This window comes from Actinomycetes bacterium, assembly GCA_024222295.1.
Lineage (GTDB): Bacteria > Actinomycetota > Acidimicrobiia > Acidimicrobiales > Microtrichaceae > JAAEPF01.
The window spans coordinates 456,906-479,710 of the sequence record JAAEPF010000002.1; the positions used below are offsets into that span (position 1 = coordinate 456,906).

Annotated in this window: 19 protein-coding genes, 1 pseudogene and 1 riboswitch; of the genes and pseudogenes, 14 read left to right on the forward strand and 6 right to left on the reverse strand. The window is 68.2% G+C overall.

Features of this window, described 5'->3' with window-relative positions; translation table 11 throughout:
• Positions 1 to 88 precede the first annotated feature (88 nt).
• On the forward strand, positions 89 to 1,081 hold the full coding sequence (locus GY812_02145) for an SDR family NAD(P)-dependent oxidoreductase (protein ID MCP4434285.1): 993 nt from the start codon (positions 89 to 91) through the stop codon (positions 1,079 to 1,081).
• Positions 1,082 to 1,118: 37 nt separating this feature from the next.
• Here GY812_02145 and GY812_02150 read toward each other — a convergent pair whose 3' ends face one another.
• Complete coding sequence (locus tag GY812_02150) at positions 1,119 to 1,589, reverse strand: tryptophan-rich sensory protein (protein ID MCP4434286.1); 471 nt, start codon at positions 1,587 to 1,589, stop codon at positions 1,119 to 1,121.
• A gap of 77 nt (positions 1,590 to 1,666) precedes the next feature.
• Positions 1,667 to 2,617 (reverse strand): flavoprotein, encoded by a 951-nt coding sequence (locus GY812_02155; protein MCP4434287.1) that lies wholly within the window; start codon positions 2,615 to 2,617, stop codon positions 1,667 to 1,669.
• Between the two features lie 256 nt (positions 2,618 to 2,873).
• Here GY812_02155 and GY812_02160 point away from each other — a divergent pair, with 256 nt between their 5' ends.
• Positions 2,874 to 3,209, forward strand: a complete 336-nt coding sequence (locus GY812_02160) for a hypothetical protein (GenBank protein MCP4434288.1) — start codon at positions 2,874 to 2,876, stop codon at positions 3,207 to 3,209.
• A 10-nt stretch (positions 3,210 to 3,219) separates the two neighbouring features.
• Positions 3,220 to 3,624, forward strand: coding sequence for an Rrf2 family transcriptional regulator (locus GY812_02165; protein MCP4434289.1), 405 nt, complete (start codon positions 3,220 to 3,222; stop codon positions 3,622 to 3,624).
• A 72-nt stretch (positions 3,625 to 3,696) separates the two neighbouring features.
• On the opposite strand, the gene GY812_02170 is transcribed toward GY812_02165, so the two are convergent.
• Positions 3,697 to 4,611, reverse strand: a complete 915-nt coding sequence (locus GY812_02170) for an SDR family NAD(P)-dependent oxidoreductase (GenBank protein MCP4434290.1) — start codon at positions 4,609 to 4,611, stop codon at positions 3,697 to 3,699.
• Between the two features lie 329 nt (positions 4,612 to 4,940).
• Here GY812_02170 and GY812_02175 point away from each other — a divergent pair, with 329 nt between their 5' ends.
• Entirely contained in the window at positions 4,941 to 6,557 is a 1,617-nt protein-coding gene (locus GY812_02175; GenBank protein ID MCP4434291.1) for an acyl-CoA synthetase, read from the forward strand.
• A 58-nt stretch (positions 6,558 to 6,615) separates the two neighbouring features.
• Positions 6,616 to 8,307: a SulP family inorganic anion transporter gene (locus tag GY812_02180; protein ID MCP4434292.1), complete on the forward strand. Its 1,692-nt coding sequence runs from the start codon at positions 6,616 to 6,618 to the stop codon at positions 8,305 to 8,307.
• Positions 8,308 to 8,391: 84 nt separating this feature from the next.
• Here GY812_02180 and GY812_02185 read toward each other — a convergent pair.
• Both GY812_02185 and GY812_02190 read right to left on the reverse strand, forming a co-directional pair.
• Positions 8,392 to 9,319 (reverse strand): annotated as a pseudogene (locus tag GY812_02185) (MBL fold metallo-hydrolase).
• A 113-nt stretch (positions 9,320 to 9,432) separates the two neighbouring features.
• Positions 9,433 to 10,230, reverse strand: a complete 798-nt coding sequence (locus GY812_02190; GenBank protein MCP4434293.1) for an SDR family oxidoreductase — start codon at positions 10,228 to 10,230, stop codon at positions 9,433 to 9,435.
• A gap of 184 nt (positions 10,231 to 10,414) precedes the next feature.
• Here GY812_02190 and GY812_02195 point away from each other — a divergent pair, with 184 nt between their 5' ends.
• A complete protein-coding gene (locus tag GY812_02195) occupies positions 10,415 to 12,238 on the forward strand; it encodes a CRTAC1 family protein (protein MCP4434294.1) in 1,824 nt (607 codons plus the stop codon).
• Between the two features lie 15 nt (positions 12,239 to 12,253).
• Here GY812_02195 and GY812_02200 read toward each other — a convergent pair whose 3' ends face one another.
• Positions 12,254 to 13,864: a hypothetical protein gene (locus GY812_02200; GenBank protein ID MCP4434295.1), complete on the reverse strand. Its 1,611-nt coding sequence runs from the start codon at positions 13,862 to 13,864 to the stop codon at positions 12,254 to 12,256.
• A 176-nt stretch (positions 13,865 to 14,040) separates the two neighbouring features.
• Between GY812_02200 and GY812_02205 the strand changes: the two genes are divergently transcribed.
• The 8 genes from GY812_02205 to GY812_02240 all read left to right on the forward strand — a co-directional run bounded on the left by GY812_02205 (position 14,041) and on the right by GY812_02240 (position 22,652).
• A complete protein-coding gene (locus GY812_02205) occupies positions 14,041 to 14,628 on the forward strand; it encodes an SGNH/GDSL hydrolase family protein (GenBank protein MCP4434296.1) in 588 nt (195 codons plus the stop codon).
• A 128-nt stretch (positions 14,629 to 14,756) separates the two neighbouring features.
• Positions 14,757 to 15,110 carry a PilZ domain-containing protein gene (locus GY812_02210; protein MCP4434297.1) on the forward strand — a complete coding sequence of 118 codons (354 nt, stop codon included), beginning with the start codon at positions 14,757 to 14,759 and terminating at the stop codon, positions 15,108 to 15,110.
• A gap of 262 nt (positions 15,111 to 15,372) precedes the next feature.
• Positions 15,373 to 17,142, forward strand: a complete 1,770-nt coding sequence (locus GY812_02215; GenBank protein ID MCP4434298.1) for a diguanylate cyclase — start codon at positions 15,373 to 15,375, stop codon at positions 17,140 to 17,142.
• A 44-nt stretch (positions 17,143 to 17,186) separates the two neighbouring features.
• The gene (locus GY812_02220; protein MCP4434299.1) at positions 17,187 to 18,335 is read left to right on the forward strand and encodes an acyl-CoA dehydrogenase; all 1,149 of its coding nucleotides are present in this window, start codon (positions 17,187 to 17,189) and stop codon (positions 18,333 to 18,335) included.
• 67 nt (positions 18,336 to 18,402) lie between these two features.
• A complete protein-coding gene (locus GY812_02225) occupies positions 18,403 to 19,110 on the forward strand; it encodes a methyltransferase domain-containing protein (GenBank protein MCP4434300.1) in 708 nt (235 codons plus the stop codon).
• A 6-nt stretch (positions 19,111 to 19,116) separates the two neighbouring features.
• Positions 19,117 to 19,227: riboswitch (TPP riboswitch) on the forward strand.
• On the forward strand, positions 19,212 to 19,904 hold the full coding sequence (locus GY812_02230; GenBank protein ID MCP4434301.1) for a thiamine diphosphokinase: 693 nt from the start codon (positions 19,212 to 19,214) through the stop codon (positions 19,902 to 19,904). (Overlaps the previous riboswitch by 16 nt.)
• A complete protein-coding gene (locus GY812_02235) occupies positions 19,901 to 21,040 on the forward strand; it encodes a thiamine ABC transporter substrate-binding protein (GenBank protein ID MCP4434302.1) in 1,140 nt (379 codons plus the stop codon). The genes GY812_02230 and GY812_02235 overlap by 4 nt, the downstream gene beginning before the upstream one ends.
• A 10-nt stretch (positions 21,041 to 21,050) precedes the next feature.
• Complete coding sequence (locus tag GY812_02240) at positions 21,051 to 22,652, forward strand: iron ABC transporter permease (GenBank protein ID MCP4434303.1); 1,602 nt, start codon at positions 21,051 to 21,053, stop codon at positions 22,650 to 22,652.
• Positions 22,653 to 22,805: the final 153 nt, after the last annotated feature.

Consider the following 22,805-nt stretch of genomic DNA (forward strand, 5'->3'; position numbering starts at 1 on the left):
GGGTGAGCGAGGACAGAGCCGACAAACTGGTTGTGGATGCCAACGCCGCCTCGGCACCGATCGGCCACCGCACAGGCATCGCAGACCCGTGACACCAATCGACGTGCTCGACGCCGTGCTCGAGGCACCGATCGTGCCGAGCTTCACGCGGATCGGCTTCGCTGCCCGCCGAGGCCTCGGAAGCTGGAAGGACCTCGACGACTACGACCTGACCGGCCGGGTCGTCCTGTTGACGGGTGCGACCTCGGGTCTCGGCCTCGCTGCGGCAACACAGCTGGCGCGGTGTGGGGCCGACCTTGTGGTGGTCGGCCGCAGCGAGGAGCGCAATGCGGCCGCGGTCGCGCAACTCGGCCATGACACGGGCAACGACCGCATCACCCAGATTCCCGCCGACATGGGTGACCTCATGCAGGTCCGGGCACTTGCCGAGCGGTTCGTAGGGGATCACGACCGCCTCGACGTGCTGATCCACAACGCCGGTGCCCTGTCAGGCGAACGACAGGAGGCTCCCGATGGAACCGAGGCCACGGTGGCCTCCCAGGTCGTCGGACCCTTCCTGCTCACAGGGCTGCTGCTCGGTCAACTGGCAGCATCGGCTCCATCCCGCGTGCTGACGATGTCGTCGGGTGGGATGTACGCGAGCAGTCTCACCGTCGAGGGCCTGCAGATGCGCCCCGGCGAGTACAGCGGCGCGAAGCAGTACTCGCTGGCCAAACGGGCCCAGGTCACTCTCAACGAGCTCTGGGCCGAGAAGTTCGGAGACCAGGGCATCCACTTCCACGCGCTGCACCCGGGCTGGGCCGACACGCCCGGGGTGGACGCGGCGCTGCCCACCTTCGGCAAGGTCATGGGCCCCCTGTTGCGCACACCGCAAGAGGGGGCGGACACACTGGTATGGCTCGCAGCCGACAGTGCTGCACTCGACTCGAGCGGCCTGTTCTGGCTCGACCGTAGGGTGCGACGCACCCACCGGCTGCGGTCGACCAGGGAAGCCGACACTGTAGAGCGGCGTGCCCGGCTGTGGGACACCGTTTGTGCGATGGCCGGGATCAGCCCCTCCATCCCGGATGCCCCCGGTTAGCCCGGGAAACTAGTCCGGCCGGACCATCGCGGAGCGATCAGTTGAGGCGGGCGTACCCGAACGAGAGGGATGCCGCCAGGGCAACCCACACCTGGTACGGCACGAGGACGATGCCCGCCCACGTGCGGGTCCGGAACGCGGCGAACACGATCGGTGCAGTTGCGACGGCGGCAACACTGAGCGCGATCGCTGCCGCGGGCAGTTCGTGCTTCTCGTAGAACAGCCACGCCCACGCCAGCGCGGCGGTGATGCTCGCCGCGAGGCAGGCGACCCACAGGACGCGGATATTGGGCGTGCCATGTGCCGCGACCGCCAGGCCGGCCGCGATCAGCACCACGAAGTTGTAGGGCCAGATCAGGCCGAACACTGCGTCGGGCGGCTGCCACGGCGGGGCTTCGAGGCTCCGGTACCACGAGTCCCCTGTACTCACCAACCATCCGGAGCCGGACGCGTAGAGCACTACGAGCAGCACGGTTGCCAGTGCCGCAAGAACCCGACCCGTGCTCATGCGAAAGCCTCGCACAGATGCCGCACTGCCCGAGTTCGCTCGTTGGTTGGTCGCTGAACGCCCGCGCGGTCGGGTGTTCAGAGGTTGGCTCGGTAGTCGTAGGCGAGGCCGGCTGCGAGCGCCGTCTTGTTCACGAGCCGTCGCGCCACCTTGGCTCTGGTCGTCGAGTCAGTGTTGCGCCGAACGTGGTCGGCCCAGATGGCGGCTGCGCTGGGGAGCGTGCCGTCAGCGACGTGCCGACTGGGGTCCCAGAGATGAGCATTGGTCAGGGCCGGCGCGTCTCGAAGCTCCGCGTGTTCGATGTCGATCACGACAGCGGCCTTCGGAGTCCGGTTGCGAAGGCGCATCGACTGGAGCAGGGCGTTGTCGGTGCCCACCCGGGCTGTTCCGCGGATCTCGGCGACGTAGCGGCTTGCCGGCGTCATCGTGAGCAGAGCAATGCGCGGGTCGCCCATCAGGTTGTGGAGGGTGTCGGTTCGACGATTCCCGGGTCGGTCCGCGATGGCGATCGTTGAGTCGTCGAGTGTGCGGATCAGCCCCGGGGGGTCACCCCTGGGGCTCACGTCCATGTGGCCATCGGCATCGGTCGAGACGAGCAAGGCGAACGGGGCGCCGGCGACGAACTCCGCGAATGCCGGCATCGCCTCGTCGTGGGCCGGCTGCGGGGTCTGCGGTGCTGTCCACAATCCGGATCGCATGATCGCCTTTGCGCAATGCAGAAGGGCTTCTTGCACTTCGAGGGCGAGGATGCCGTCGCTGACCCGGAGCCGGCCGTTGATCCGCAGCGTCTCGCCGTAGCCGGGTACCAGCGCAATGAGGCCTGCCGGAGCACCGTCGATCAGGCCCTCGCCCGACACGTCTTCGAGCTCCAGCAGCGTGTCGGATCGGGGAATTGCCAGCCCGGGCTCACCACCGACCGGGATCGTCTGGAGCGCACCGTCGCCGGTCGTCGTGCCGATCACCGCGAATGGGGAGCACGCAAGGAACTGGGCGCAGTGCTCGTCGAGGAATCGGATCGACTTGAGCATGATTGCGCCGGGACGCGCTCCCACAACGGCTTCGAGCTCGGCATCAGAGGTCAGTGCGGAAGACGACTCGAACAAGGGAACGGCCCCGGAGTGTGGAGGTCTCGGATGGTTGGGTCATTGCCGGTCCGGCCGGCGCTACGACGGTAGTGGGCGGTCCCGTGTCCTGCCGATGCCCCTTGCGGGCGGGGTCGTTGTGGGCCGGTGGCCAGGTACGCGACCGCTGGGTCAGAATCCAATAGTGGTAGACTAGGGGATTATGAGGTGTCGATCGGTGTCGATGGTTGTGGTCATCGCATCGGTGGCGGTCATGGGTGCGTGTGGCGGAGAAGGGCCCGCCGAGACCGTGGGATCGTCCACCGCTGGGTCCACCCCGGTCACCGTCGAGGATCGCCTCGGGCGCGTCGACCCCGACCCCTACGACGGGAAGGTGGGCGACATCGAGCTCACCTCCAGCGAGATCGGCTATCGCGACAAATTCGAGCTGACCGACCTCGAAGCCCACGACGCGTTCGGGTACTCCTGTGGCATCAGCCAGAACGCAGAGCCGATCGAGCGCTTTGCCAACCAGCCCACAGAACCAGTCGAACCCTGAGTCCTTGCCCATGAGACTCGAAGTCACGCGCCGCACCGACCTTGCCACCCGTGCCCTGCTCCTGCTTGCCGATGGTGGGAAGCGGATGAAGGCAGCGGACCTCGCCGAGGCATTGGACGCATCGGCGGGATTCCTGGCCCAGGCGCTCACACCGCTGGTGGACCGGGGATGGGTGCGCTCCGAACCCGGCCCGAGGGGTGGCTACACCGCGGTGGTCGGCGTCTCGGACCTGTCGGTGCTGGACATCGTTGAGGCGGTGGAGGGGGAGACGGACGCGACCCGCTGCGTTCTGGCGGATCGCAGGTGTGGTGCCGACCGACCGTGCGCGTTGCACGATGCCTGGGCCAGGGCGCGCGAGCATCTGCTCGCCGACCTGGCGGCTACATCGCTGGGCGACATCGCCCGCGGCCGGTAGGTGAACGAACGGTCGCGGTGGCGGCCCTCGGAGATCCCCCGGCCTCGATCTGCCGCACAGCACGCCCGTGGCCTAGACCGGAAACTGCACTCCAGTGAGTTCCTCGGAGGCGGACCACAGGCGCTGCTGGATGCCCACGTCGTGTGAGGCGCTGCTGGACTGCACGATCACCGGATAGCCGCGTGATTCGAACGGGCCGTTCGGGCCGTAGTACTGGCCACCGCCTGCATCCGGATCGGTGGCTGCCCGCAGGGTGGGCAGGGCTCCCATGGCCGCGCTCTGGGCGACGGCGTTCGTGAGTGGCTCCAGCAGTTTGCCGCCCGGCATGTGGCGTCCGAGCTCAGTGGCAGAACCACCCGGGTGCGCGGCCAGCGCCACCGTGTCCGCATCTGCGGCCGCGAGGCGGCGTTGTAGTTCATAGGTGAACAACAGGTTCGACAGCTTGGATCGGCCGTATGCCGACACGCGGTTGTAGCGCCGCGCCGCGTTCAGGTCGTCGAAGTCGATCTTCGACAGGATCCGGTGCCCCACGCTGCTCACGGTGACAACCCGCGAACCCTTCACTCCGATCAGTCGGTCGATGAGCAACCCGGTCCAGGCGAAGTGGCCTAGGTGGTTGGTGCCGAACTGCATCTCGAAGCCCTCGGCGGTTGCCTGGCGCGGCGTGTACATGACCCCTGCGTTGTTGATGAGCAGGTCGATTCGCGAGTGACGCTCACCCAGCTCCTCAGTGGCTGACCGAACGGAATCCAGCGACGCGAGATCGAGCTGGAGCAGTTCGACGGTGGCACTGGGTGCACCCGAGCCGATGTCGTCAGCAGCCAACTTTCCCTTGTCGAGGTTGCGCACCGCGAGCACCACGGTCGCTCCGTGTGCTGCCAGCTCGCGCGCGGTCTCGAGTCCGAGGCCGGTGTTCGCGCCGGTCACCACGGCGACGCGGCCCTCCTGGTCGGGTATGTCGGCTGATGTCCAGTGTGCGGCGCTCATGAAGGTCACCTCGCGTTCGTGCGCTGTACCGGCAACCTAGATCGGATCGGCGGTGGCTGTTCGCGCGGACCGCTCGTTCAGGTGCTCGCGTCCCCGGCCGAATCTCCGGGCACCTGATCAACGACCCGGCGGCCGTGCCGTCCGGTCGCGTCCGAATGAGGCAGTCTGGTCGCTGCTGCCCGATTGGCCAGTCGACGGGGACTTGGTGGTGCCGCTCGCACTGGCTCCCCCGGAACTGGTTGACTCGATGACTGATAACTGGCGGCGCAAGGGGGCTTTCCGCGACCTTGTCGCCGGCGGGTCCGACGAGCAACCCGAGGATGGCTGAAATGACCGAGTTCAACCTGGCAGACCTGTTCGAGTCGGTGGTCGATGCCATTCCCGACAGCGAGGCACTCGTTGCCGGCGAAGAACGGCTGACTTACCGCCAGCTCGACGAGGGGGCGAACCGGTTGGCTCATGTGCTGGCCCAGCGAGGGATCGGGCCGGGCGACCACGTCGGGCTGTACATGTACAACAGCCGCCAGCACGTCGAGGCCTTCCTCGCCGCGTTCAAGCTGCGCGCCGTTCCCATCAACGTCAACTACCGCTACGTCGCTGACGAGCTGGCCTACCTGTTCGGCGACTCTGACCTGGCGGCGCTCATCGCCGACCGGGAGTTCTGCCCAGTGCTCAGTGCGCTTGGCGATGCCCTCGACGGCATCGGGACAGTGTTGGTGGTCGACGACGACTCCGGTGAGTCGTGTGAGGGCCTTGGGGCGCTGGACTACGACACAGAGGTCGATGCCGCATCACCTGAGCGGGACTTCGCTCCCCGGTCCGCCGATGACCACTACATCCTCTACACAGGTGGCACGACCGGCATGCCCAAGGGTGTCGTGTGGCGCCACGAGGACATCTTCTTCGCCGCACTCTCCGGTGGCAGGCCCGGTGGTGACCCGGTCTCGACTCCTGAGGAACTGGCAGCCGAGTACGTGCCCGGCGACTCACTATCGATGCTCGTGCTGCCCCCGCTCATGCACGGGGCCGCCCAGTGGTCGACCCTGATCGGGCTGTTCATGGGCCAACGCCTCGTGCTCAACACCCAGCGGCGATTCGAGGCCGAGGCGATGTGGCGCTTGGTCGAGACGGAATCGGTGTTCAGCCTGGGCATCGTCGGCGATGCCATGGGCCGACCGCTCATCGAGGCTTTCGAGGCCATGGACCCGCGTCCGGATGTCTCCTCGCTGTTCACGGTCGCCTCCGGGGGCGCGATCTGGTCCGACGCTGTCAAGGCCCGCTACCGCGAGCTGCTCCCCAACGCGATGCTGGTCGACGCATACGGATCATCCGAGACCGGCAGCCAGGGTGTGGGGCTCACTGCCGACAGCGGCGATGAGGAGGGGTTGCCGCGTTTTCACATGTCCGAGGACCACACGGTGCTCGACGAGAACCTGCAACCTGTCGAGCCCGGCTCGGGGAACCGTGGCCATGTCGCCCGATCCGGGCACATCCCCCTCGGTTACTACGGCGACGAGGTGAAGACCGCGAAGACATTCGTGGAGGTGGACGGGCGCCGCTGGGTTCTCCAGGGCGACGAGGCCACCATCGAGGCCGACGGGTCGATCACCATGTTCGGCCGGGGGTCGGTGTGCATCAACACCGGTGGCGAAAAGGTGTTTCCCGAGGAGGTCGAGGCGGCGCTCAAGACCCATGACGCTGTATTCGATGCGATCGTCGTCGGGGTGCCCGACGACAAGTGGGGTGAGGTGGTGGTGGGCGTGGTGCAGCCGCGCGAGGGCGCCACACCTGATGCCGAGGAAGTGATTGCGGCAGCCCGCACAAAGGTGGCGGGCTACAAGGCGCCGCGCGAGATCGTGCTGGTCGACGAACTGGTGCGCTCGCCGGCCGGCAAGCCCGACTACAAGGCTGCCCGATCGGTCGCGGTTGACCGTCTCGGTGGTTGACCGAAGCCTTGGCAGTGAATTCGGCCTCGAGAGGGCCGTGGTCTGAAACCATGCGTTGATGTCCACCCGGTCCCCGCAACGACGTCCCTCATGGTCGTCGCTTCGTCGACGGCCCTGGAGGCGTGATGGCCTGGCCGGCCTCGTGCTCGGCGTGGAAAGCGTGCCCGACGGACTCGCCCAGGGCCTCCTTGCGGGGGTCAACCCCGTGTACGGGCTGCACGGCTACATAGTGGGCACTGCCTTCGCGGCGCTGGCCACCAGCAGTGCGTTCATGGCCGTACAGGCCACCGGCGCGATGTCGATCATCGTTGCCGATGTCGGGGCCATCGCCTCGGCGGACGACCCCGCTCGGGCGGTGTTCACCCTTTCGGTGCTGACAGGTGTGGTGATGCTCGCCGCCGGCTTGCTCAAGCTCGGGTCACTGGTGCGATTCGTGTCCAACGCGGTGATGGTGGGTTTCCTGAGCGCGGTGGGGGTGAACATCATCCTCGGCCAACTGGATGATTTCACCGGCTATGAAGCCGAGGGGGCCAATCGCATCCTTCGCACGTTCGACCTCCTGATTCACCCGGGTCGCATCCACTGGCCGACCCTCGCCGTCGGAGCTGCGACCATCGCACTGATCGTCCTGCTCGAGAAGTCACCCCTCGGCTCGCTGGGCATGGTCGTGGCGGTGGTGGTGACTTCGGCGTCGGTGTCGCTGGGCGACCTCGATGTCGCACAGCTCGGCGACATCGCGGAAGTGCCGAACGCCCTGCCGCTCCCGAAGGCCCCGGACATCTCGCTGCTGCCCCAACTGCTGGTGCCGGCGGTCTCGTTGGCATTCGTCGGGCTTGTGCAGGGCGCAGGGATCTCGAGTTCGTTCCCGAACCCCGACGGCTCCTTCCCCGATGCGTCGCGGGACTTCGTCGGTCAAGGGGTCGGCAACGTGGCTTCCGGAATCCTGCAGGGCATGCCGGTCGGGGGATCGATGTCTGCAACCACGCTTGTCAAGGAGGCGGGTGCCCGTAGCCGGATGGCTCTCATCGTGGCCGGAGCGGTCATGGCGCTGCTCGTGCTGACCCTGGGCGGACTGGTGGAACAGATCGCGATGCCGGCGCTGGCCGGGCTGCTGATCATCGTCGGCTTCCGGACGGTCAAGGTCGACCGGATCATGGCCGTGGTGCACACGGGCGCATTCCCGGCGGTAGTGCTGCTGGTCACCTTCGTGCTGACGATGTTGATCGCGCTGCAGTACGCAGTGCTGGTCGGCGTCGGCATCTCGATGATCCTCACCATCATCAGCCGGTCCAATGCGGTCGTGGTGAAGAGCTGGGAACTGGATGCCAAGGGGCGCCTGCGGGAGGTCGATCCACCCGCCGAGGTGCCCGAGGGCGAAGTCGTCGTGCTTCAGCCCTACGGCAGCCTGTTCTTCGCGTCAGCGCCGGTGTTCGAGTCCCTCTTGCCGGCCATCGGTCCCGAAACCGCCGGATCCGTCGTGATCATCCGACTCAGGGGATTCGACGACCTCGGCTCCACGTTCACCGGAGTGCTCGGCCGCTACGCCAGCGACCTGCGTGCCACCGGGAGCAAGCTGGTCATTGTCTCGGCGAGCGAACGCGTGGTCGACCAGCTCGAGGCCACCGGTGCGCTCGTCACCATCGGCACCGACAACCTGTACCCCTCCGACCAGTTCCTGGGAGCCACGCTGCGCGCCGCGCGCAACGATGCCGTGGAGTGGGTCGAACAGCACCGGCCCGAATCGAGCTGAGTCGTCAGCGCCGACTGACGGCGCGCCAGGCGTCGGGGAGTCGTTGCAGCCTGCGGGTACGTGAGCCTGAGCCCGCAACGTGGCTCATTCGCGAGCGGCGAGCGTGTAGCGGGTCCCCACCACGCTCGGGCCGTGGCTGCCCGGCGCAAAGGTGTCGGCCAGCGCAGCTTTCGCCCGCCAACCGGTGCAGTGGCCCGGCGCCACGAGGCGCGGGCCCACCACCTCCACGAGATCGCGCACCGTGGGCTCGATGCGGTCCTCCATGGCCCCACCCGCGAGGTGGTAGCCGCCGAGCACCGTGTCGATGCGCTCTCCGCCGAAGAGGGCACGTGCGCCGAGGCATGCGTTGACCACCCCGGCATGGGAGCACGCGGAGAGCACCGACACGCCACGCCCCTTCACCTGGGCTGCCAGGAAGCGCTCATCGAGGATCATCGGGTCGTCGTGGCAGTCGTCGCCCTGAAAGGTGATGTGTCCATCGAGGCCGGTCTCGTACTGCGTGGTGCGCTCTATGAGGCCGCTACCAGCGAACAGGTCTGCGACCAGGTGCGCATCGGCGTTGAGGACCACTTCACCGCCGGCACTCTCGATCGCCTCGAGCGTGGGCTCCGGTGGCAGCAGCACCATCGCCCCGCCGGGAGTGCGCACTCCGCGTTGGTCCGGGCGATCCGGGTGCAGATCCACAACTGGCGGCGCCAGGCCTGCCTTCGAGCGTGCAGCGGCGATAGCTGCCACCACCTCGGGGAACCCGCCGGAATGGTCGGCATGCCAGTGCGAGAGGAAGACGAGCTCGATCGCAGCGAGGTCGATTCCGATCCGTTCGGAGTTGTCGGGCCACACATCTGCATAGGGGGCCCACGTCGAGCAGGACTGTGTGTGCCTGGGTGCCGAGGCGACCGCGCACGAGCACCGAGAAGCCATGGCACGCAACGCACAACTGGTCGAACACGCAGAAACCCGGTTGCCCTTCGTGCTCGCGCGACTGCGGGAGCCTGCCGAGCAGCGACAGCATCTAGGGCACCTGGTCCAACCCGGGGTCGACGCTCGACAGCGTGTCGGATTCGTTGTCGACGACGACGGTGAGCTCGAGCCCATCCAGCGCCGGAGACGCGGCGGCCTGCGCGGTCACTGCGGGCCCGGCAGACCGAACATCTTCGTGATCGCGTGATCACGGCCCGCCGAATAGCCGCCATCGACCACGAGGCTGGTTCCGGTGACGAACGAAGCATCCCCGGAGAGCAGGAAGCCCACGGCGCTTGCTATCTCGTCGGGTCGCCCGAACCTTCCGAGCTTGTGCTCGGCGCGGATCAACTCGGCCGGCTCCTCGAGGCCCTCAAGTGCCCACACCGAATCGAGCAGAGGGGTTTCGATGAAGCCCGGGCACAAGGCGTTGGCCCGAATGCCCACCGACCCGTAGTCGATGGCCACGTTCTTGGTGAGCAGGATCACGCCGCCCTTGGACGCGTTGTAGGCGCTGCCGCCGGCAGTGCCCTCGATCCCCTCGACACTCGCGATGGTCACGATCGACCCGCGCTCGCCGTCGATCGGCTCCTGATCCAGCATCGCTGCTACTGCGTGTCTCACACCCAGGTAGGTGCCCGTCAGGTTGATGTCGATCACGTTCTGCCACTCGTCGTCGCCGAGCGCGTGCACCGGCCCGCCGCCCGCGATGCCCGCAGCCGTGACCAGTCCATCGATGCGCCCGTGCTCAGCGACGATCCCGGCCACCATCGCCCGGGTCGCGTCCTCGTCGGTCACGTCGAGGTGGCGCACCTCGGCAGTTCCGCTTCCCTCGGCTATGTCGGTGCGAACCGCTGTGCCGCCCGTCGCCTCGACACGATCTGCGCACGCTGCGCCGATCCCGCTCGCGGCGCCGGTCACCAGGACGACCTTTGCCTCGAGTTGGCCACCCGTGTCCGCCATGTCCGTCTGTCCCATCTCGTCCTCCAGGTCGCTGTCTGCTGTGCACAAGCCAGTCTGCGCGGCTTCACTCTTGCACAGTGCGCATTCCCGTCAGCGCGGGACGTAGCGGTATCCTCCGGGCAGCGGGAGGTCACCTGATTTGGCGCAGTCTTGGGGGATTCGGGCGTTCGCCGGCTCAGCCGCGGTGATCATCACCGCTGCCATGTACGTGGTCGGCACGAGCGGCGCAGGTGACGATGACGTGGCCGGCGACGACGTCGAGGGCCGGTCCACGGCGCCCCAAGACAGCGCCCCGACGACGTTCCCTGCGCCGGCGACGGCCGCACCGGTCCCGTTGGGCGGCACAAGCCTCGCCGGCCTGTCATTCAGTGACGTCACTGCCGCGGCCGGGCTGTCGGCGCCGCACGCGGACCGGCCGCTCACGAGCGGCGAGGTGATGAACGGTGCTGCTGCGGCCGGCGACTACGACGGCGATGGCGACATCGACCTCGTTCTGACCAGGGTCGGGCTGCCCAACCTCCTGTACCGCAACGACGGTTCGGGCACGTTCACCGACGAGGCAGCGGCTGCCGGTGTGGCGGAGCCCGTGCCGCCTGTCGGCTCGGGAACGCCGCTGCTCGCCGATGTCGACGGCGACTCCGACCTCGACCTGCTGCTCACGGGCAATCCCACGGGGGGCCGGGCCCTGAAGCTCAACAACGGCGACGGCACCTTCACCGACGCCACGGCGGGCAGTGGCCTCGAACTGATTCCCGACGAAGCCGCCCGGCCGCAGTCGTTCGGAGCCTCCTTTGCTGATTGGGACCACGACGGCGACCTCGACCTCACGGTGCTCCAGTGGTTCGTGGATCCCCTCGATGGCAGCCAGGCAGCGGAGGCCGCCGTCGGCACAGAGGGGATGTGTGAACGCACCGCAGCCTTACGCGCCGCCGGCGGGGCCGGCGATCTGGCAGGCCCGGAACTGGTCACCCGGTCCGCTATGTACCGCAACCAGGGCGACGGGACCTTCGCCGACGTCACGGCCGAGTCCGGCGTCGACATGGAGGAGATCGTGGGGTTCACACCGCTCTTCTCGGACATCGATGGCGACGGCTGGGAGGACCTGTTGATCACCGGCGACCTGTGCACGTCGCGCATCTACCGCAATGACGCGGGACGGGGATTCATGGACGTCACCGCAGAGTCGGGGGTGGGCACCGACGAGAACGGCACGGGATCTGTGGTGGAGGACATCGACGGCGATGGCAACCTCGACTGGTTCGTGACATCGATCGCCTACCCGACCGCCGACGGCGTTTGCCCGTTCGACGGATCCACCATCGGCTGCACCGGCAACCGCCTGTTCCTCGGCGACGGCCGGGGTGGGTTTCGCGACGCAACGGCGCAATACGGATTGCGTGACGGCTACCGGGGGTGGGGTGCGGCGGCCCAGGACTTCAACAACGACGGCTTCCGGGACATCGCGATGGTCAACGGCTACGACCCCAACACCGGGTCAGGTGGCGAGTCCGACCCGGTGTTCGCCCGCTTCGTGTCCGACCCGAGCCTGCTCTGGCTGGGCCGGGAAGAGACTCCATTGCCCGAGGTGGGCGCACAGGTCGGTTTCGGTGACACTGCCAGCGGCAAGGCACTCGTTCCCTTCGACATGGACGCCGACGGCGACCTCGACATCATCGTGGCCAACACGAGCGAGCCACCGATCCTCTACCGCAACGACACGCCCCCGGGTGGCAATTGGCTGACGGTCCGGTTGCGCGACGTCGGCCCCAACCCGTTCGCCGTGGGAGCGCGGGTGCTCGTGCGCACGAGCGATTCCGACGTGGCCAGACCCGCCGAGGTCCGTGCCGGAAGCTCATATGAGGGCTCTGACCCGTATGACCTCCACTTCGGGCTCGGGCCGGGCGTCACGGTGGAGTCGGTCGACGTCCTCTGGCCGGGCTCGCGGGACCCGCAGGTGGTCGAGGGGCCTGCTGTCAACCAGTTGCTCGAGCTCCGACGCGGATCCTGACGGCGGACTGCCGGCTCAGGCCGTGACCATGGGGTCGGTCGGGTCCATCTCGTCACCGATGAGCCAGTGGCCATCCACGTCCGTCACCAGGAACACCTGCTCGAACTCACCGGTCGACCTCGAGTCGATCTGCCCGCCGGAGGGATCCGAGTAGCTGACATCCTCGCGGGTGCCGGTCAGGAACAGCCCCAGCTGCGGCACGGACTGCGGGCTGATCGGGTCGCGCAGGAGCACGAGCTCGGCTGAGTCGTAGGTGTGGAGTACCTCTTCGCTGCGCCCGGCCGCCGCATTGGTGTCGATGCGCTCCGTGGTCGAGGTGAGGTGTGTGCCGAAGGAAGCTGTCCGGGCGATTTCGGGGTCGCCCTTGCGAAGCGCCTCGGAGAGGATCGCGAGGTCTGCCGCTACGTCCTCGAGCACTCGTGTGGCGACCGCCGTGTCGACGTTGGCTTCACGCGCCACGTTGTCGCGCACCTCGGGTGTGGGCAGCGAGCCGGGCGTTTCCACCGCAGGCCGGTCACCGGCGGCGTCGAAGCTCACCACTGTGCCCTGATCGACCCCCGGCTCCAGCGTGTCGCTGACCAGGTTGGTGGAGAGCACCATCAGCCCCACCCAGGCCACGGTGAGCCCGGCGAGCGGCACCGGGCGGAGCAGTCTCGGCCATCGCGTGCGCCTGCCGTCTGCACCCACAACGGGGTCGGGCAGTCGGCTCTCGAGCATCGGCCTCAGGGCGCACAGCACGGTCAGCGCGGCGAGCAGCGACACCTTGGTGCCGAACTCGGTCGTCTGGGTGGCGGACAGCAGGGCCGCGAGTGCCCCGATTCCGATCGAATAGACGATGCGCGCCCTGCGCGAGTCCGGCGTGGTGGGCGGATCCGTGATCATGAAGAAGGCGAAGATGATGATCTCGGGTGACGTGACGAGGATCGACCAGTAGTCGAGCCCTTCCACCGGGGTCAGGCTCCATCGGGCGACCATGGCGTGACCCGCGAGCGCCACCACCGCGATGCCCGCAGCGAAGGTGGCCCAGAACGACACGACGATGTCGAGCAGTCCCACCCGCAGCGAGAGAGTGATGCCCCCGGCCAGGATCAGCAGCACGGTGGCAACCAGCCCCGGCCGCCATGGCCCCCACCAGAGTTCCTGGGGGTCGGCCCATTTGGCGCCGAACACCAAGAAGACGACCACGAGCCCGAGGTTGGACGGATTGAAGACGTGCCTGCGGCCGATCCGTATCGCGTACTTGGACAGCACCGCGATCGAGGCCGCTGCGACGAACACCGGCCAGCCGTTGAGTGACCACCAGTCGCCGTGCTCGGTGCCGGGAGTACGCAGCAACAGCGCGATGCCATTGCCGGTGAGCAATGCGCTGGCCGGCCATGCGAGCGTGCCGCGGTCCCACATCGTCATCGGGATCTCGATCGCTGCGCACAACAGCACGGACAGCAGGATCTGGGCGATCGACAGGTTGAACTGCAGGACCGTCTGGCCGAACACCTGCACCGAGATCAGCACAGCTGCCACATGCGAGCGCGGGTCGCGCAACGAGGGAAGCACGACCGGGTATGTGTCGCCGAACAGGTTGACGGCACGACCGCTGTCAACCACAGGCATTGCCGTCGTCGTCATCGCTCACCGCCCCCCGACGTAGCTGTCCAGTGCACTCGGGCCAATTGTACGAATTACGGGGTGGATTCGCCCAGCAGCCATCGCTGACAGGTGTGAACAGGCCTTTCGTCCTACCCTATGAGGGCGATCAAGTCGGGGGCAATGGTGAGTCGGACAGAGATGTGAGTCGGACTGAGATGGAGTCAGGGTTCGGTCGAGCGTTGGGCCGCACCGCAGTGGGCGCGGTGGTCGCTGCCGTTTCGGCCATCGCCATGGCCTGCACCCAGCCAGTCGGCACCCCTGAATCGACCACCGGGGACCCGTCGGCGGATGTCTGGGTGGCCGGCGACTCCTTGGCGGAAGGCGCCGGTGAAGCCATGACCGACGTCTACAACATCGCAGTGGGCGGGGCCACGTTCAGCCAGGGCTTCACGATCCACACGCGCGTCATGGGGGCGCTGGCCGCAGTAGTCGACCGGCCCGAAACCGTGGTCGTGATCGGCGGTCACAACGACCTCGTGCACTGGGGCGCCACGCCTGCCGAGGTCGTCACCGAGATGGCCCGGCTGGTTGCCGACGTGGCCTCCACCTACCCGGGTACCACGGTGCGGCTCGTGACCCAGCCCTGGTGGATCCATCCCGCCATCGGCGTGGTCAACGACGGGATTGTCGCCGACCTTGCGGCGATCGACTGCGGCGCGGCGACCTGGGGGTCGAGCGACGACGATGTGCATCCCGACGACTTCGGACCATATGCGGCATGCATAGAAGCAGCTCTGCGCTGAGCACTCCGTGCGGCCCGCGTCCCAACGTGCTGATCCGGTGGGGAGCCCCACAACTTGGTGACTCGGTGGTTCCGGGCCAGGAATGGGCGTTTGTACAGTCATAAGACGATCGCGCCGATCAACCCTCCATGGCACCCAACAGCTGGGACAACAAGCGCATCGGGTTGCGACATGTGGCCGGCGACATGGCGGTGCGCTGGTCAGCACACGGCGATCCAGTCGATTTCCAGCGCATGGCCTACCTGCGTGATGTCTCGGTGACCGGGGCGATGGTGCTGGTGGCCGGCACCGAACCGGTGGCCGAGGGCCAGTCGGTGCGGGTCCAGCTCGTCGGCGACGCCACCTTCGGCGCCTTCGTGAGGCGTGCGGACCTCGAGGACGGCTGGCTGCACCTCGGCGTCGAGTACACCGACCAGAGCGAGGCCTATGCGCGGTGGTGCGACCAGGTGCTCGACACCAACGCCACGGAGCGGCACCCCTGATCGAGAACCAGCTGACCACGACGGCAGACAGCGGTAGGTCTGGCGCACGTGGTCTCCCTGGCGGTTGACAGACGGGGATCCGGGTCCGACGGCTTCCGCCCGCCGGCCCGTTCGGCCACCCCGCCCACTGCGGCAAGGGAGGCCGCGCCCGCGCTGGGTGGCGGGCCGCAGGGCCATGTCACGCAGAGCGACATGTTGTGGTGCGTCCGCGCAAACTTCTCTCGAATCCGGAGAATTTCACTGGTGTAGCGCTCAACTCCCCGTGGGGACGTCCGACCTGATCCCCATGCAGCAGCTCCGGCTGTTCCCCAGGGACAAACGTCTGCCAGTGGTGCTCGTCGATGGCAGCGGCGAGCACTGGAGTTCCGTGCGCCGACGCCTGCGCCGCAGCAGGCTTGACGTCGAGGTGGTCGACCGCAGTGAGCTCACACCCGGCATGCGTTTTCCCGGCGCCGGTGACCACCAGGTTGCGGCCGTGGTCGTGCACATGGGCAACGGTGCCGAGGAGTTGCCCGATCTGCTCGACGTGACCGCGACGTGTCGCGACATCCCGGTCGTGGTCGTCGACTCAGGCGAGGATCACTCGGCCCGCCGGGCACTGGAGGCCGGAGCCGAGGAGGCCATCCGATTCCGCAACGCGAGCATCGAACGTCTCGAGCACGCGGTGCACTCGGCGGTGTACCGACGCAACGCCGAGCAGTCGCCGCGCGAAGGGGCGGACCCGCTCACCGGCCTCGCCACCCGGGCGACGCTCGCCGCCACGCTGCCAAAGCTCATCGAGGTGCCGGGCGAGTCAGGCGTTGCAGTCCTCTACTGCGACCTCGACCGATTCAAGGCGATCAACGACGAGCTCGGTCACCACGTGGGCGACCAGGTGCTTCGCGGCGCTGCAGCACGGCTCAGCAGTGCGGTTCGGTCATCGGACCTCCTCGTTCGCCTCGGCGGCGATGAGTTCGTCGTTGTGATCCGCTCCAAGCCCGACTGCATCGAGGACCTCGCGTCGGTGGTCGCCGACCGGATCGTCGAGTACTTCTCCGAGCCGTTCCGCGCCGAGGACCAGAACCTGAGCATCGGTGTGAGCGTCGGCCTCGCAGTACACCGTGTCGGCGAGGGCCACGCCGAGCTCCTGCAGCGCGCCGACTCGGCGTTGTACGTGGCCAAGCGCCGCGGCAAGTCCCGCGTCGTCAGCTACGACCAGAACCTGGAACGGGCGGTCGCCAAGCGCAAGAGCGCCATCGACGTGCTGGGCGAGGCCATGCGCCGTGACCTGCTCGACGCCGACGTGTCCCCGGTCATCGAGGCGTCGTCATCTGCGGTCACGGGTCACCTGTACCGCGCGTCATGGGGCCGCACCGACTTGATGGGCGCGACGGTTCCCGGCAGGCGGCCCGCCTCCGTTGCCGCCGAAGGAGGCATCTCGCCGGCGCTGTTCCGCTGGCTGCTCGGCCATGTGGCCGGCGACGAGTCGGCCGCACAGCTGCCGGGTGCGGTGCCGAGGCGTTGGGTGCAGATGCCGGGCGCCGTGCTGATGTCACAACCAGGCCGGTTCCTCGACGCGGCTGCCAAGCGGGGAGTCCAGCTCGAGAACCTCGTGCTCGTCATCCAGGAAGCCGACCTCGACGAGGGTCCTGTGGTTCGCAACGCCCTGCTCGAGATCGCCCGTGCCGGAGCTCGCATAGCCGTTGGTCGGTTCGGCGCCGAGGCCGCGGCACTGTCGGTGCTCGAACTGCACCCGTTCGAGGCGGTGTGGCTCGACCGTCAGATGCTCGACGGCCTCGCCGGGGATTCCGTTCGCCAGGCCAAGCTCGCGGCCATCGCCGGGGTGGCAGCGGCGCTCGGCCAGCAGGTGGTCATCGACCGCCCGAGCCGCCCGGAGGACGAGGCCGCTGCCCTTCGGATCGCACACCTGCACGTGATCGACGGCCATGTCGACATCACGGCTACGCAACCGCGCCAGCCCACCTCCGCCGATGACAGGCGGCGGGCCCGTCCCGCGCCACCTGACCGGCGACGGGCCGCATCGCGCCACTGAGCGTGCCCGGCGCTAGCTTCGGGCTGCCAGAAAAGGGGGGCAACGTGCTTGACTTCACCGACGACCACGACATGTTCCGCACGACGGTGCGCGACTTCGTGCAGAGCGAGATCGACCCGCATGCCGACCAGTGGGAAGCCGACGGTGTGTTCCCGGCGCGCGAGCTGTTCACGAAGCTGGGCGACCTCGGTCTCATCGGACTCACCTACGACCTGAAGTGGGGCGGCGGCGGGGCCGAAACCACCTACTCGATGATCATGGGCGAAGAGGTCGGGCGCTGCGCTTCGCTCGGCGTCGCCATGGCCATCGGTGTCCAGACCGACATGGCCACGCCCGCGTTGCATCGTTTCGGCACCGATGAGCTGAAGGAGCGCTACCTGCGCCCGGCCCTCGCCGGGCACCAGGTGGCCTCCATCGCCGTGTCGGAGCCCGATGCCGGATCCGACGTGGCAGGCATCCGCACGCGAGCGGTACGCGACGGCGACGAGTGGGTGATCAACGGCACCAAGATGTGGATCACCAACGGCACCCAGGCCGACTGGCTCTGCCTGCTTGCCCGCACATCCGATGAGGGCGGCTACTCGGGCATGTCCCAGATCATCGTGCCGACCGGGACGGAGGGATTCTCCGTCAGCCGCAAGCTCGACAAGCTCGGAATGCGCGGGTCGGACACCGCCGAGTTGTCCTTCGACGACTGCCGCGTGCCGGTGTCGAACACGATCGGCGAGATCGGCCGCGGGTTCCAACAGCAGATGAACCAGTTCCAGGACGAGCGCATGATCGCGGCGTACCAGATGGTGGGTGCCACCGAGTACGCCCTGGAGCGCACGGTGGACTACCTCAGGCAACGCCAGGCGTTCGGAGCCCCGTTGCTGGCCAACCAGCACCTGCAGTACACGCTCGCCGAGCTCGCAGCCGAGGTCGACCTCAACCGCCACCACAACTGGGCCGCGGTTGCCAAGGCCAACCGGGGTGAGGACTTCACCCGCGAGGCGACGGTGGCCAAGCTCTGCGCCGCCCGGCTGGGCCGCAAGGTTGCCGACATGGTGGTGCAGTACCACGGCGGCATGGGCTACGTGGAGGAGCTGTGGCCGGCGCGGTTCTTCCGTGACGCACGGCTCTGGTCAATCGGTGGCGGAGCCGACGAGGTGATGCTGCGCACCCTCGCTCGCATGAACGGCATCGAGACCTGACCGACCCGCTCGAAGTCGTGGGCCGCCCGGCGTCGGTTTGTGATCGCTCGCCGCTACCGTCGGCGCCATGGCCTCCCCTGATTCGACCAGCCAGGCGTCGGCGGCGCAGCAGGATTCCGAGCACGAGCAGCAAGCGGTTGCGCGTGGCAGCTACAACAAGATGAGCCGCGTCTACGCAATGCTGTCGGACTCGAGCGAGAAGCGTTTCGTGGCCGAGGCGATCGAAGGGCTCCTGCGGCCGGCCGAGGGTGAGGTGGTGCTCGAGCCCGGCTTCGGCACCGGCCAGGCGCTGGTGGCGCTCGCGGAGATGGTCGGCGAGACCGGCAGTGTCTGTGGCATCGACATCTCCGATGGCATGGTCGAGTACGCCCGCAAGCGCATGGCCGAGGCGGGTCTGGGCTCGCGCACGCATCTGGTGCGGGGCACCGCGACCGACATGCCGTGGCCCGACGGCAACTTCGACGCAGCGTTCATGAGCTTCACGCTCGAGCTGTTCCCGGATGACCAGATGCCGGTGGTCCTGGCCGAAGTGGCACGGGTGCTGCGCCCCGAGGGGCGTCTGTGCGTCGCCTGCATGTCGAGCCATGGCGGTGTGAAGGCCATGGAGGAGCTCTATGAATGGTCACACGAGCACTTCCCGAGCTTCGTTGACTGCCGTCCCATCGATGCGCAGGCGGCCCTGGTGGCGGCAGGCTATGACGTGACCGCAACCAGGCGCCTGTCGATGTGGGGCCTGTCTGTCGACCTGCTGTTGGCCACCCCTTCGTCGGGCTAATATCGCAGCGTTCACACGGGGAGCTCGTGCAACGGGCTGAGAGGGCGGCTGGAGCCGCCGACCCGCAGACCTGATCTGGGTAATGCCAGCGGAGGAAGACTGTGGCCACCACGGTGGTGTTCAGCGGAGGCCCGACACAGCCCGGAAACCTCGCCCGCGCCATGTCGGATGCGCGCATCGGCGCCGACACGCGGCCCGAGTTGGTGATTGCCGCGGACGGCGGCCTGCTGGCGTGCCGCGAAGCCGGGCTGGCGCCGGACGTGGTGATCGGAGACATGGACTCTGTGCCGGCGGCCCAGCTCCGACAGGCCGATCTGGAGGGTGCGCGAATAGAGGTGCACCCGCGTGACAAGGACGCGACCGACCTCGAGCTGGCACTCGACCTGGCGGGCGGGCAGTCCACTGACCGGCTGGTGGTCATCGGTAGCGGCGGTGGGCGCCTGGACCACCTGCTCGCTGGGATCACGCTGCTCGGTGCCCCGCAGTACGCAGCGATGCAGATCGACGCCTGGCTCGGTGTGAGCCGCGTGGTGCCGGTGCATGACCGCCGCACGATCGACGCGGATCCCGGCGCAACCCTGTCGTTGCTGGCGCTGCACGGCACGGCGCCCGACGTGAGCACCGAGGGTCTGCGTTGGGAGCTCGAGCACGGGATTCTCGACTCCGGTCGGTCCCGTGGCTGCTCGAACATCGTGCAATCGCCGCCGGTCGAGGTTTGCACCGCCGGTACGCCTGTGACGGTTGTGATCGCAGATCACGCACTGACCGAACCCCAGCACTGGAAGGCTGAATGAAACCCCACCCGTTCCCGACACCCACCCGCTCGATCCTCCCGGGTGCCCCACCCCGTGGGCCCGCAAGGAGGCGGGCCGCGCTCGCGGTGGCCGTCGCCGCCTTCCTCACCGCAGCGGCGTGCTCGTCCGAGGAGTCCTCATCGGGCGACGATGCCGACGAGGGGAGCGACGCGAGCGGCGAGGTCGTGAGGCTGATCACCTATGACGCCTACGCGCTGCCCGAGCAGGCAGTGGAAGCGTTCGAAGAACAGTCCGGTGCAACCGTCGAGGTGGTGGCCACCGGCGACAGCGGCACGATGCTGGCCAAAGCACTTCTCAGCGCAGGTGCCCCCGAAGGCGACGTGATCTTCGGGATCGACAACACCACAGCGGCGGAAGCAGCTTCGGAGCCGTTGCTCGAGCAGTACCGCCCAGAGGCTGCATCGGCGCTGGACGTGGCGCTCGCCCCGCCTGGCGTGGTCGCGGACTCCTTGACGCCGATCGACACCTCCGAGGTGTGCGTCAACGTCGATGCTTCCTGGTTCGCCGACAACGACCTGGACCTGCCCGAGACGTTCGACGACCTGGCTGACCCCTCGTACGCGGGGTTGCTGTCGGTACAGAGCCCCGTCAGCAGTTCGCCGGGAATGGCCTTCCTGCTGGGCACGGTCGAGACCTACGGCGAGGACGGCTGGATCGACTACTGGGGTCGGCTTGCCGCCAACGACGTGCGGGTGTCGCCCAGCTGGGACGACGCCTACTACGGCGACTACACGGTGAGCGGTGGTGACCGGCCCATGGTCGTCTCCTATGCCAGCAGCCCGCCCGCGGAGGTGGTCTTCTCCGAGGGAGAGCGTACCGAGCCGGCCTCGGTGGTCATGGACGACACATGTGTGACCCAGGTCGAATACGCGGGCGTGCTCGCCGGCGCAGAGCACCCCGAGCTGGCCCGCGAACTACTGGACTTCATGCTTTCCGAGGAGTGGCAACGGGGCCTTCCGCTGTCCAACTTCGTCTACCCCGTGACCGATGTGGAGCTGCCCGAGGAGTTCGCCAGGTGGGCGCCCCGGCCCGAGCAGCCGGTGGTCGTCGATGTGGACGCCGTGGCCACCTCGCGCGACGACTGGGTGGAGCGCTGGCGGGAAGCGATGGAGTGAGCAGGCCCTGATGATCGCTACGGCGAAGGGCCAGCGCGCCAATGCGCTGGCGGTGGGCGTGGTGCTGGTCGCCGTGGTGGCGCCGCTGGCGGCGGTGCTCTGGCGCGCTGTCTACATCGACGGGTCGCTGACGCTCGACGCTGTCACGAGGGTTCTTTCCTCGGCACGGACGTGGCGGGTTCTGGCGATCACGGTCGGCCAGGCTGCGGTGAGTGCCGTGTTGGCCTTGCTGGTGGGGATTCCCGTCGCATGGGTGATCGCCCGACGCCGATTCCGCGGCCGCTCCCTGGTGCGTTCGGTCGCGATGGTGCCGTTCGTCCTGCCGTCGGTGGTGGTCGGCGCAGCGTTCTCCACGCTGCTCGGCCCGTCGGGAATCGCCGACCTGCGAGGCACGTGGTGGGCGGTGTTTGCCGCACACGTGTGCTTCAACCTGGCTGTTGTCGTGCGTGTCGTCGGCGCCGCCGTCGCCTCGGTCGATCCAGACCTCGAGGGTGCCGCCAGGCTGGCCGGCCTGCGCAGTCACCGGGTGCTGGCGCGGGTGACGCTTCGGGTGGTCGCTCCGGCGATCTGGTCTGCGGGGGTGATCGTGTTCCTGTTCTGCCTCACGAGCTTCGGCGTGATCGTGGTGCTCGGTGGTGGATCGGTCACAACGATCGAAGTGGAGATGTGGATCCGCGCCACTCGGCAGTTCGATCTGCCCGGAGCCGCTGTGCTGTCAGGCCTGCAGGCGCTCACCGTCGTGGCGGCTCTCGTCGTGGCAGGTCCGGCCACGGTCAGAACCGCCGCCCGCTCGCGTCGCTCGGCGAGAAAGCGACCGTCGACGCCAGGGGAGTGGCTCGGTGTCGGTGCAGCCGTGGGGGCGGTGTGCGTCTTCGCCGTGGCGCCGCTGCTGGCACTCGTCGAGCGGTCGCTGCGCGTGGCCGGGGGCTACGGACTGGGGCACTGGCGTTCCCTCGGCTCGGCGACCGGCAGCACCAACCTGGCGGTCGACCCGCTCGACTCCGTAGTTGCCTCGCTGCAGGCGGCGCTTCCGGCTGCGGCAGCCGCGGTCCTGGTCGGCGTGCCCGCAGCCGCAGCCGTGGCGCGCCGACCGAGAGGCGCGGCGTCTCGGATCCTGCTGCTCCCCCTGGCCATCTCGGCCACCACGGTCGGCCTCGGCCTGCTGTTGGTGGCGGGTCGCCCACCACTCGACCTGCGGCGGTCTGTGTGGTTGGTGCTGTTCGCCCAGGCCCTCGTGGCCCTCCCGCTCGTCGTTCGGGCGGTGGCTCCGGCCTTCGGTTCACAGTCGCAGAGCGTGATCGAGTCGGCCCGTCTGGCGGGCGCAGGCCCCCGGCGGCTGTGGTGGCGGGTGCAGTTGCCCATGGCCAGGGCAGCCATCACGGCCGCTGCAGGCCTCGCCGTGATCGCTGCTCTCGGCGAGTTCGGGGCGACCGTGTTCGTGGCTCGCACGACCGACCCGACCATGCCGGTCGCGATCCAGCGCCTCCTGTCGAGGCCGGGTGAGGCAGGACTGGGCCAGGCAATGGCCCTGTCCTGCCTGCTGGCGGCCGTCTGCGCCGTGCTGCTCTGGGTGGTGGACCGCTCCGCCGGCGGCGACGGTGTCGAGGTGTAGGAGCCCGCCCGGACAGGGCAATTCTTCCCGATCCCGGGATTGTGGCATTTATCGCTTAGGTGTCAGACCCGCGTGTGCCGATATTGTCTTCACGCGGGATCGACTGCCCCGGGCGGGGATTGCTCGACGGACCCAGGTCCACCCGTGTCCGCG